Source organism: Streptomyces sp. NPDC045470 (assembly GCF_040646595.1).
Taxonomy (GTDB): domain Bacteria; phylum Actinomycetota; class Actinomycetes; order Streptomycetales; family Streptomycetaceae; genus Streptomyces.
The window spans coordinates 1048201-1059291 of record NZ_JBEZAN010000001.1; the positions used below are offsets into that span (position 1 = coordinate 1048201).

The following is an 11091-nucleotide window of genomic DNA, read 5'->3' on the forward strand; positions in this document are numbered from 1 at the left end:
CTCGTCACGGCCGTCGCCCCGGACGGGTGCGCATTTTGTGGTAGCGCGCGGCGGGCGGGGAAACTGGGGGACAACGTGGAGCCCTGTGGGGTTCCCCCAAAACCCTTTGTGAGAGTACGAGCCCATGCACGACGCACCCACCGCCACCGGAACGCCACCGCCGGGCGATGGCGCCGGCGGGCGAGAGCCGCTGTCCGCCGGGCTCAAGCAGCGCCATCTGACCATGCTCGGACTGGGCGGGGTGATCGGCGCGGGCCTGTTCGTGGGCTCCGGCGCGGGCATCGCGGTGGCCGGCCCCGGCATCGTCCTCTCCTACCTGATCGCGGGCGCGCTGGCCATGCTGATCATGCGGATGCTGGGCGAGATGTCCTCGGCGATGCCCGCGTCCGGCGCCTTCTCGGTGCACGCGGAGCGCGCGCTGGGCCGCTGGGCGGGCTTCAGCGTGGGCTGGCTGTACTGGTTCCTGCTGGTGGTGGTGCTGGCGGTGGAGGCCACCGGCGCGGCGCAGATCGCCAACGGGTGGGTGCCCGCGGTCCCGCAGTGGGGCTGGGTGCTGATCTTCATGCTGGTGTTCACGGCCGCCAACCTCACCGCGGTCAAGAGCTTCGGCGAGTTCGAGTTCTGGTTCGCGACGCTGAAGGTCGCCGCGATCGTGCTGTTCCTGGTGCTCAGCCTGCTCGCGATCTTCGGGGTGCTGCCGGACACCGAGGCGGTCGGGCTGGCCAACCTCACCGGGCAGGGCGGGTTCCTGCCCAACGGCTGGCAGGGCGTGGTCTCCGGTGTCCTCGCCGTCGCGTTCGCCTTCGGCGGTCTGGAGGTCGTGACCATCGCCGCGGCCGAGTCCGACGACCCGGCGCGCAACGTGGCGCGCGCGGTGCGCAGCGCGGTGTGGCGCATCCTCTTCTTCTACGTGGGCTCGATGCTGGTCGTCGTGACGCTGCTGCCCTGGTCGTCGATGCAGCCGGGCAAGAGCCCGTACGTCGCGGTGCTGGACAGCATCGGTGTGCCGGGCGCGGGCCAGATCATGAACGTGGTGGTCTTCGTGGCGCTGCTGTCGGCGCTCAACGCCAACCTCTACGGGTCCTCGCGGATGGTCTTCTCGCTGGCCGGGCGGGGCGAGGCACCGCGCTCGCTGCTGAAGGTGACGGCGGGCGGGGTGCCGCGCCGGGCGGTGCTGTCCTCGGTGGCGTTCGGCTTCGTCTCGGTGCTGCTCAATCTGCTGTGGCCGGACACGGTCTTCCTCTACATGCTGAACGCGGTCGGCGCGGTACTGCTGTTCGTCTGGGCGCTGATCGCGCTGTCGCAGCTACGGCTGCGGCGGCAGATCGAGCGGACGGCGCCGGAGAAGCTGACCCTGCGCATGTGGGCGTTCCCGTATCTGACCTGGACGGCGCTGGCGGCCATGCTGGCGGTGCTGGTGCTGATGCTCACCGACGACGGGGCCCGGCCGCAGTTGCTGTGGTCGGCCGCGGCGACCGGTGCGGTGCTGGCGGTCGCGGGGCTGCGGGAGCTGCGGATGCGGCGGTCCGGCCGCTGACGGGCGGCCGCGCGGAGGGCGGGTGACGGGCCTCGCGGGAGCCGGGCGACCGGCCGGAATCGGCCGCCCCACTTCCGCTCCGCGAACACCCGGGGTCACGTCTCACAACGGTGTGAATACGACCGGTCACGATCACGTCTGAATACCGAACAACTGCTGCACGACTGTTGCCCTCAGCGGACACGGACACTCAAACTGAGCGCGTTTTCCCGTCGATCGTCTCGCTCGCTCTCACTACATGGGACAGGTACGACCATGAATCGGACACCTTCGTCCACCACGCCCGAGCGCGAGCGGACCGGCCAGGTCCCGGGCGCGGACGGCACCGGCAGCGCGGCGGACCCGGGCACCGGCGCCCCGCTGTCCAACGGGCTCAAGCAGCGCCATCTGTCGATGATCGCTCTCGGCGGTGTGATCGGCGCCGGGCTGTTCGTCGGCTCCAAGGAGGGCATCGCGGCGGCCGGCCCGTCGATCGTGCTCGCCTACGCCGTCTCCGGCTGCCTGGTCATGCTGGTGATGCGGATGCTCGGCGAGATGGCGGCGGCCAGTCCCGCCTCCGGATCGTTCTCCGTGCACGCCGGGCGCTCGATCGGCCCGTGGGCGGGCCTGACCACCGGCTGGATGTTCACCGCGCAGTTGTGTGTGGCGGTGGCCGTCGAGGCGATCGGCGCCGCCGGGATCATGACCGGCTGGTTCCCCGGCACGCAGCCATGGATGTGGGTGCTGCTGTTCATGGTGGTCTTCTGCGGCGCCAACCTCGCGGCGGTCAGCAACTTCGGTGAGTTCGAGTTCTGGTTCGCGGCCCTGAAGATCACCGCGATCGGCATCTTCCTCGTCCTGGGCGTGCTCGCCGTCCTCGGTGTGCTGCCCGGCACCTCCGCCCCCGGTGCCAGCCACCTGACCGGCGACGGCGGCTTCCTGCCCAACGGGTCGGACGGCCTGGTCATCGGCCTGCTGGCGTCCGTCTTCGCCTACGGCGGCCTGGAGACGGTGACGATCGCCGCCGCCGAGTCCAAGGACCCGGTGCGCGGTGTGGCCCGCGCCGTGCGCACCGCGATGTGGCGGATCGCCCTGTTCTACGTCGGCTCGATGGCGGTCATCGTCACCGTCATCCCCTGGAACAACGCGGACATCGCCAAGAGCGGCCCGTACGTCGCCGTCCTGGACTACCTGGACATCCCGGCGGCCGGGCAGATCATGAACGTCGTCATCCTGATCGCGCTGCTGTCCGCGATGAACGCGAACATCTACGGCTCCTCCCGGATGGCGCACTCCCTCTCCGCCCGTGGCCAGGGCCCGCGCTTCCTGCGCACCGTCAGCGGCGGTGTGCCGCGCCGCGCGGTGATCCTCTGCTCCGCCTTCGGGTTCCTCGCGGTGCTGTTCAGCTACTGGTGGCCGGAGACCGTCTTCCAGTGGCTGCTCAACATGGTGGGTGCGGCCATCCTGGTCGTGTGGGGCTTCATCGCCGTCGCACAGCTACGGATGCGCCGGCGGCTGGAGCGCGAGGAGCCCGGGAAGCTGGTCGTGCGGATGTGGCTCTTCCCGGTGCTGACGTGGGTCGCGCTGGCCGGTGTGGTGGCGGTGCTGCTGCTGATGCTGCGGGACGAGAACCAGCGGGTGCAGCTCTACTTCACCGGCGGGTTCGCGGTGGTGCTCGTCGCCGTCGGTCTCGCCAAGCAGCGAATGGCGCGTCAAAAGGACGCCGGGTAAGCGAAAGTAAGGCTTACCTCACCAAAAGCAGAAGTGCGGTAAGGCTTACCTCACCAGAATGCGCCGTGCTTTTCCGGAGGCGGTGCCGGACCTCGGACCGAGGTCGGGCACCGCCTCCTTCTTTTGGCCCAGACTCCGCCCCTCGGCGGGTCGGTGATCACTCATGCTGGTAGCGTGCAGTTGCAAGTCGATTGCAATTAAAGGTCGTAAGCAGCTGGAGGGCTCGGCATGGCCACCTACAATCTTCCGGAACTTCCGTACGACTACGCGGCGCTCGAACCCGTCATCAGCCCTGAGATCATCGAGCTGCACCACGACAAGCACCACGCCGCGTACGTCAAGGGCGCCAACGACACCCTGGAGCAGCTCGCCGAGGCGCGCGACAAGGACCAGTGGGGCTCCATCAACGGCCTGGAGAAGAACCTCGCGTTCCACCTCTCCGGCCACATCCTGCACAGCATCTACTGGCACAACATGACCGGTGACGGCGGCGGCGAGCCGCTGGACAAGGACGGCGTGGGCGAGCTGGCGGACGCCATCGCGGAGAACTTCGGCTCGTTCGCCAAGTTCAAGGCCCAGCTGACCAAGGCCGCGGCCACCACCCAGGGCTCCGGCTGGGGCGTCCTGGCCTACGAGCCGATCACCGGCCGCCTGATCGTCGAGCAGATCTACGACCACCAGGGCAACGTCGGCCAGGGCTCGGTGCCGATCCTGGTCTTCGACGCCTGGGAGCACGCCTTCTACCTGCAGTACAAGAACCAGAAGGTGGACTTCATCGAGGCGATGTGGCGCGTCGTCAACTGGCAGGACGTCGCCAAGCGCTACGCGGCCGCCAAGGAGCGCTCCAACGTTCTGCTGATCGCTCCCTGATCCCGGCGCCCCGCGGCGCACCGGTGAGCGTCCTGCCTCGTGATCGTCTTCTCAACCTTCACCCGGCAGGCGGAGTAAGGAAGGACCCCCGTGAGGACATGACTCACGGGGGTCTTTCTGTACGCCGCGGCGCGGAGCATGGTGGCACCATGCCGGACCAACCGATGCTCTACTGCTCCACATGTGACGAGGACGAGCCGCACCGGTCACCCGAGGGCGAGCGGGAGCGGCAGTGGCTCCGCGAGCTCACCGGCAAGGACTACGTCGAGGACTACTGGATCTGCGCACGCGCCGGGTGCCGGAACATCCGCTACCGGTGGACGGGCACGACCTTCGACCCGCCCCAGCGGATGCCCGTCTTCGACTGACGGCGCCGGGGCCGGCCCGGCGGCGAGCGCCCGCCCCGGCCGCTCAGTCGAAGACCGGCCCCCGCGTCCGCGTCCGCTTGATCTCGTAGAAGCCCGGGATGGACGCGACCATCAGCGTGCCGTCCCAGAGCTGCGCGGCCTGCTCGCCCTTGGGGGCCGGGGTGATGACCGGGCCGAAGAAGGCGATCCGCTCGCCGTCGGCGCCGGGGACGGCGATGACCGGGGTGCCGACCTCCTGGCCCACCAGGTCGATGCCCTCCTTGTGCGAGGCGCGCAGTTCCTTGTCGTACGCGTCGGTGTCCGCCGCGTCGGCCAGCCCGGCAGGCAGCCCGGCCTCCTCCAGCGCGGCCACGATCGTCTCCCGCGTACGCGGCAGGCCCTGGTGGTGGAAGCGGGTCCCGAGCGCTGTGTAGAGGCGGGCCAGTGCCTCCTGGCCGTGCTCCCGCTCGGCGGCGACGCACACCCGCACCGGTGCCCACACCGCGCCGCCGGGACGGTTCTTCTCCCGGTACTCCTCCGGCAGCTCGTCGAGTTTGTCCTCGTTCAGCACGCCGAGGCTCATCACGTGCCAGCGCACGTCCACCGGGCGCACCTGCTCCACCTCCAGCATCCAGCGGGAGGTCAGCCAGGCCCACGGGCAGGACGGGTCGAACCAGAAATCGGCCGTGGTCCGGTCGGTTGCGGCAGCGGTCTGGGACACGATTGCTCCTCGAACGTTCGGGTCGGCGGCCGGACGGCGGACCGGCCACCGGCTTCAACCGGGGCGCGGCGTGCCATGATTCCCAGTGTTCGATATACGAGACGAGGACGAGGGAGTCGCGTCGTGCCCGGTGAGAATCTGACCCGAGACGAGGCCCGGGAGCGGGCCGCACTGCTGAGCGTCGACGGGTACGACGTGGCGCTGGACCTGCGGTCGGCGGTCCAGGAGGGCGAGGCCGCGCGCACCTTCCGCTCACGCACCACCGTCCGCTTCCGGTGCGCCGAGCCCGGCGCCGCCACCTTCGCGGACCTGGTGGCGCCGTCCGTCACCGCCGTCACCCTCAACGGGCGGGAGCTGGACCCGGCGGAGGTCTTCGACGGCACCCGGGTCGCCCTGGCCGGCCTGGCCGCGGAGAACACCCTGGTGGTCGACGCGCAGTGCGCGTACAGCCGGACCGGCGAGGGCCTGCACCGCTTCGTCGACCCGGAGGACGGCGAGGTCTACCTCTACACGCAGTACGAGCCGGCCGACGCCCGCCGGGTTTTCGCGAACTTCGAACAGCCCGACCTGAAGGCCCCGTTCCGCTTCGAGGTGACCGCGCCCGACGGCTGGGTGGTGCTCAGCAACGGCGCCCAGGAGGGCGAGCCCGAGGGGGGCACGTACCGGTTCGCCGAGACGCAGCCGATCTCGACGTACATCACCGCCGTCGTCGCCGGCCCGTACCACTACGTCTCCGACACCTACCGGCGCACCCTCGCCGACGGCACGGAGCTGGAGATCCCGCTCGGCGCGCTGTGCCGCAAGGGGCTGTCCCGGCACTTCGACCCCGCGGACATCTTCACCGTCACCAAGCAGGGCCTGGACTTCTTCCACGAGCACTTCGACTACCCGTACCCCTTCGGGAAGTACGACCAGGCGTTCGTGCCCGAGTACAACATCGGCGCGATGGAGAACCCGGGCTGTGTGACCTTCCGCGAGGAGTTCGTCTTCCGCGGCAAGGTGACCGAGGCGTCCTACGAGCGCCGCGCCAACGTCATCCTGCACGAGATGGCGCACATGTGGTTCGGCGACCTGGTCACCATGCAGTGGTGGGACGACCTGTGGCTCAAGGAGTCGTTCGCCGACTTCATGGGCGCGCTGTCCCTGGTGGAGGCGACCCGCTTCACCAACGGCTGGATCACCTTCGCCAACGGCCGCAAGGCGTGGGCGTACCGCGCCGACCAACTGCCCTCCACCCACCCGGTCACGGCCGACATCCGTGACCTGGAGGACGCCAAGCTCAACTTCGACGGCATCACGTACGCCAAGGGCGCGGCCGTCCTCAAGCAGCTCGTGGCGTACGTGGGACGGGACGCGTTCCTGGAGGGCGCGCGGCGTTACTTCAAGCGCCACGCGTACGGCAACACCCGCCTGACCGACCTGCTGTCCGTCCTGGAGGAGACCTCGGGACGCGACCTGGCCACCTGGTCGCGCGCCTGGCTGGAGACGGCGGGCGTCAACGCGCTCACGCCGCAGGCCACGTACGACGCCGAAGGCCGCGTCACCGAGCTGAGCATTCTCCAGGAGGCCGCCCCCGAGCGTCCCGAACTGCGGCCGCACCGCGTCGCCGTGGGCCTGTACCGACGGGAGAACGCGGACGGCGCCCTGGTCCGCTACGCCCGCGCCGAGCTGGACGTCTCCGGCCCGCGCACGGTCGTCACCGAACTGACCGGCGCCGACCGCCCGGAGCTGATCCTGGTCAACGACGACGATCTGACGTACTGCAAGGTCCGTTTCGACGAGCGGTCGCTGGAGACGCTGCGCGGCCACCTCGGCGAGATCACCGAACCGCTGTCGCGCGCGCTGTGCTGGTCCGCGGTGTGGGGCCTGACCCGCGACGGGCTGATGCCCGCCCGCGACTACCTCGACCTGGTACTGCGCTTCGCGGGCCGCGAGTCGGACATCGGCGTGCTCCAGTCGCTGCACTCCCAGGCCGGCTACGCGCTCACCCACTACACGGCGCCCGAACACCGCGACCTGGCCGCGCAGGCGCTGGCCCAGGGCGCGCTGCACGAACTGCGGCTGGCCGAACCGGGCAGCGGACACCAACTGTCCTGGGCCCGGTTCTTCGCCTCGGTGGCCACCACGGCCGCCGACCTCCAGCTCCTCCAGGGCCTGCTGGACGGCACCGCGAAGATCGACGGCCTGGACGTCGACCAGGAGCTGCGCTGGACGTTCCTGGAACCGCTGGCCGCGCACGGCGCCGCCGACCAGGCCGCCGTCGACACCGAACTGCGGCGCGACGACACCGCCTCGGGCCGCCGCCACCACGTACGGTGCCTGGCCGCCCGGCCCTCGGCCGAGGTCAAGGCGCGGGCCTGGGCGGACGTGGTGGAGTCCGACGAACTGTCCAACGCGCTGGTCGAGGCGACGATCTCCGGCTTCGTGCAGGCGTCGCAGCGGGAGCTCACCGCCCCGTACGCGCCGAAGTACTTCGACGCCGTCGAGCGGCTGTGGCGGGAGCGGTCGATCGAGATCGGCATGGCCGTGGTCCGGGGGCTCTTCCCCGCCCACCAGGACCGCCAGGAGACGCTGGACGCGGCGGACGCGTGGCTGTCCGGGCACGCGGACGCGTCGCCCGCGCTGCGGCGCCTGGTGTCGGAGGCGCGCGACGACCTGGCGCGGGCCCTGCGGGCGCAGTCCTGCGACGCGCAGGCCGCACGGTAGCCGTTGGCGCCCGGGTGCGGGCCCCGGCCGTCCGGCCGGGCCCGCGCACCGGCGTCAACTCCGCCCGGACCGACCATTTTCGGCGCTCGAACGTCCGTACTTTAGGACGGCGTTGTCCTGGTTTGTCGACGGGCGTGTAACAGGCGTTAGGAGACGGGGCGGCGGCGGGAATGGCCGGGACATGAACCACACTTCCCCAACCTCCGGCGGGGAGTCCCCCACCCCGCTCTCCCCCCGCCCGCTGCACGACCGCCCCGGCCGCGGTCCCCGCGTACTGACCGGCCGCCAACTGCGCGAACACGGCATCGGCGCGGCGGAGACCGCCGAGCGGTGCCGCCCCGGCGGCCCCTGGCAGCAGGTGCTGCCGGGCGTGCACCTGCTCCACCCCGGCCCGCCCACCAGCGAGGAGCGCCTGCACGCGGTGCTGCTGTACGCGGCGAGCCGGCCGTCCGCCGTCCCCGCGCAGGCCGGCCCGGCGCCCGCCCAGGAACCGATGATCACCGGGCTGGCGGCGCTGGCCCTGCACCGCTTCTCCTCCGCTCCCCCGCTGCTCTCCCTGGACCGCATCGAGGTGCTGGTGCCGCGCACCCGGCGGCTGCGCTCCACCGGCTTCGCGCAGGTCGTCCGGGCGCAGGTGATGCCGCAGCCGCAGCAGGTCACCGGGGTGCCGGTGGCCCCCGTGCCGCGGGCCCTGGCGGACGCCGTCAGCGCACTCTCGGACGCCTGCACGGTCCGCCGGCTGCTGACCGAGGCCGTCCGGGCAGGCCACTGCGAAGCGACGGCGGTGGTACGGGAGTTCAACCAGGCGCGGCTGCTGAGCCTGCCGCACGTGGTGGACGCCGTACACGCCCTGCTGGCCGAGGGCCGCGCCCTGGCCGAGGGCCGGCTCTACGACCTGGTGCGGCAGTACGGCCTCCCGGACCCGCTGTGGAACGTGGACCTGCGGCTGCCCGGCGGCCCGCACCTGGGCGGCGTGGACGCGTACTGGCCGGAGCAGGCCGTGGCCGTGGAGATCGACGCGCGGGTGCCGCGCCAGGAGGACGAGGCGCTCCAGGCGCAGTACGCCCACCAGCGCGAGCACCTGGAACGGCTGGGCATCACGGTCGTCCGCCTCAGCCCGCGCAAGCTGCGCGACGCTCCGGAGCAGCAGGCGGCGGTGGTCCGTACGGCCCTGATGGCGGCGGACGACCACGAGCCGGGGGCGTACGTGGTGGTGCTGCCGCGCTGAGGTCCGCCGCAACGGTGTACGGGGCCGTCGCTCAGCGCCGTCTCAGCAGCAGCTCGGTGTTGCGGTCGCCCGGGTCACCGGCGAGATCGCCGCGGGCTCCGGGGGCGTTGCAGGACAGTTCGCGGTAGAGCGCCGCCAGTCCCCGCTGCGACAGGTCGCCGAAGTCCGTGCGGTGCGGCGCGTGCGACTCGACCAGAGTGGTGAACAGGGACAGCGTGCCGTCCCGGTTGTCCGTCACCTCCACGACCCGCGCGAGCTGCGGGAAGTCGATGTGCGAGGCGGTGGTGACCTCCCAGAAGGTGCCGTGCGGGGTGATGAGGTTGCGGTGACTGTGCCCGTTGATCCAGGCCAGCACGTTGCGGTGCCGGGAGAGCAGGGCGACCAGTTCGGGTCCGCCGTGCCGCCGCTCGGCGGGGCGGGACGGGTCGGGCAGGGTGTTGTCCATGGATGTGCTGGTGTGGTGGCTGAAGACGAGGACGTGTTCGTGCGCGTGCGCCCGCAGCGTGCGGTCGAGCCAGCGCAGTTGCCCCGAGCCGACGGAACCGGTGTGGTGGCCGCCGGGGTCGGTGGTGTCGAGGCTGATGCCCACCACGTCCTCGGCGATCCGGAACGTGTAGTGGAGCCGGTCCGCGTCGAGGTCGTCCGCCGTGTAGCCGTGCCCGTGCGGCCCCGGCCCGGTGTACCGGCGATCCAGGTGCGCGCGCAGGTAGGCGGGGCGGGTGAAGGGGACACGGCGCTCGTCCGGTGTCACGGAACGCGCCCGCTTCCCGTGCGCTCTCAGCAGGTCGGCGAACTCCCGTCTGCCGGGGCCCGGTCCGTGACGTACCGCCAGGTAGGCGCGGATGGCCTGGTCGGCCGGCAGCAGTTCCAGCTTGCGTCCGCCGGTCGCGACCTCCGCCAGGAACGGGTCGTCGGGGGCGCAGCAGCCCGCGGGCAGCGAGTCGTGGTTGCCGACCGTCGAGTACCAGGGCAGGTGCAGGCCGGGGCTGGTGACCGTACGGGTCGCCGCTTCCAGGAAGCCGGGTATGCCGGGGAAGCCGCGCAGCTTGTCGGCGTCGCGCAGGGCGCTGTCCGGCTGCCAGTACAGCGGGTGGCCGCTGTTCTGCACGCCTTCGTAGTGCCGCGGGTCGCCCGAGTTGGGGGTGATCCGGCCGCCGCTCAGCGCGGTCAGGAACCAGTCGAGTTCGATGCTGGAGTTGTTGTCCGTGTTGTCGCCCGTGGTCATCGCGAAGGACAGCGGCGCCCCGGTGGCGGGCCCGCCGGGCAGGCTGTTGACCCGCTCGACGAGGGAGACCGCGCCCGCGACGGACAGTGCCTCCTGGGGGCGCCAGGCGCCCGCGGACCGCACCCGCAGGTACTCGTGGCGCAGCGGGTGCTGCACATCGACCACGTGCAGGTCGGTGAGCTGCACGAAGGCGGCCAGTACGGTGCGCCGGTCGTCCCGGCCGGGGCGCGCGGCGGCGAGGTCACGCCGTACGACGCGGTCCCAGCCGGGGCCTTCGGCGAGCCTGCGGTACCCCGCCGCTGCGCCGCCCGGGGTGGCGACCGAGGCGAGGGTGGTGCCTTCGGTGTAGGGGACGCGGGGAACGGGCGGCGCGGCGACCGGTTCCGGTGCGACGAGGGGGGCGGCGAAAGCGGCTGCCGCCGCGTCAGGACCGGCGGCGGGCCGTGGACCGCCGGCTCCGTACGCCAGCGCGAACGCGGTCGTGGCGCCGACGGCGCCGGTGGCGGCGAGGAAGGCACGGCGGTCGACGGCGGGGGCGGCGGGGCCGGTCGGGGCGGCGGACCGTGTACGGGACATGCACGAGCTCCCTGGTACGGACGGGACGGCGGCGAGGGCGGCGCGGAGCGCCCGTAACTGCCCTCTCACCAGGAGGCATTGGCAGCGGGTATGGCCCACGGGTGAACCGCGCCGCAACGCCGGCCGCCGATCGCCGGACAGGGATCACGGCGGACGCCGATGGTCACCGGG

Annotated in this window: 8 protein-coding genes; 6 read left to right on the forward strand and 2 right to left on the reverse strand. The window is 71.7% G+C overall.

What is annotated here, in order from left to right; translation table 11 throughout:
- Positions 1-124: 124 nt before the first annotated feature.
- From AB0A97_RS04590 to AB0A97_RS04605, 4 genes are all read left to right on the forward strand, one after another.
- Positions 125-1537 (forward strand): amino acid permease, encoded by a 1413-nt coding sequence (locus AB0A97_RS04590; protein ID WP_361144297.1) that lies wholly within the window; start codon positions 125-127, stop codon positions 1535-1537.
- A gap of 255 nt (positions 1538-1792) precedes the next feature.
- Positions 1793-3247, forward strand: coding sequence for an amino acid permease (locus AB0A97_RS04595; RefSeq protein WP_361144300.1), 1455 nt, complete (start codon positions 1793-1795; stop codon positions 3245-3247).
- 228 nt (positions 3248-3475) lie between these two features.
- Positions 3476-4117 (forward strand): superoxide dismutase, encoded by a 642-nt coding sequence (locus AB0A97_RS04600; RefSeq protein ID WP_031001846.1) that lies wholly within the window; start codon positions 3476-3478, stop codon positions 4115-4117.
- 149 nt (positions 4118-4266) lie between these two features.
- A complete protein-coding gene (locus AB0A97_RS04605) occupies positions 4267-4485 on the forward strand; it encodes a hypothetical protein (RefSeq protein WP_361144303.1) in 219 nt (72 codons plus the stop codon).
- Positions 4486-4528: 43 nt separating this feature from the next.
- On the opposite strand, the gene AB0A97_RS04610 is transcribed toward AB0A97_RS04605, so the two are convergent.
- The gene (locus AB0A97_RS04610; RefSeq protein WP_361144306.1) at positions 4529-5185 is read right to left on the reverse strand and encodes a DsbA family protein; all 657 of its coding nucleotides are present in this window, start codon (positions 5183-5185) and stop codon (positions 4529-4531) included.
- 123 nt (positions 5186-5308) lie between these two features.
- On the opposite strand from AB0A97_RS04610, the gene pepN reads away from it, so the two are divergent.
- Both pepN and AB0A97_RS04620 read left to right on the forward strand, forming a co-directional pair.
- Entirely contained in the window at positions 5309-7891 is a 2583-nt protein-coding gene (pepN, locus tag AB0A97_RS04615; protein ID WP_361144309.1) for an aminopeptidase N, read from the forward strand.
- A 181-nt stretch (positions 7892-8072) separates the two neighbouring features.
- A complete protein-coding gene (locus tag AB0A97_RS04620; RefSeq protein ID WP_361144312.1) occupies positions 8073-9119 on the forward strand; it encodes a hypothetical protein in 1047 nt (348 codons plus the stop codon).
- A gap of 31 nt (positions 9120-9150) precedes the next feature.
- On the opposite strand, the gene AB0A97_RS04625 is transcribed toward AB0A97_RS04620, so the two are convergent.
- Entirely contained in the window at positions 9151-10920 is a 1770-nt protein-coding gene (locus AB0A97_RS04625) for a TIGR03767 family metallophosphoesterase (RefSeq protein ID WP_361144315.1), read from the reverse strand.
- Between the last annotated feature and the right edge of the window lie 171 nt (positions 10921-11091).

What these genes read in the sequence shown, in the direction of transcription:
- AB0A97_RS04625 (WP_361144315.1), bottom strand. Translation starts at nt 10,920, where the DNA reads ATGTCCCGTACACGGTCCGCCGCCCCGACCGGCCCCGCCGCCCCCGCC.
- AB0A97_RS04595 (WP_361144300.1), top strand. Translation starts at nt 1,793, where the DNA reads ATGAATCGGACACCTTCGTCCACCACGCCCGAGCGCGAGCGGACCGGC.
- AB0A97_RS04590 (WP_361144297.1), top strand. Translation starts at nt 125, where the DNA reads ATGCACGACGCACCCACCGCCACCGGAACGCCACCGCCGGGCGATGGC.
- AB0A97_RS04605 (WP_361144303.1), top strand. Translation starts at nt 4,267, where the DNA reads ATGCCGGACCAACCGATGCTCTACTGCTCCACATGTGACGAGGACGAG.
- AB0A97_RS04600 (WP_031001846.1), top strand. Translation starts at nt 3,476, where the DNA reads ATGGCCACCTACAATCTTCCGGAACTTCCGTACGACTACGCGGCGCTC.
- AB0A97_RS04620 (WP_361144312.1), top strand. Translation starts at nt 8,073, where the DNA reads ATGAACCACACTTCCCCAACCTCCGGCGGGGAGTCCCCCACCCCGCTC.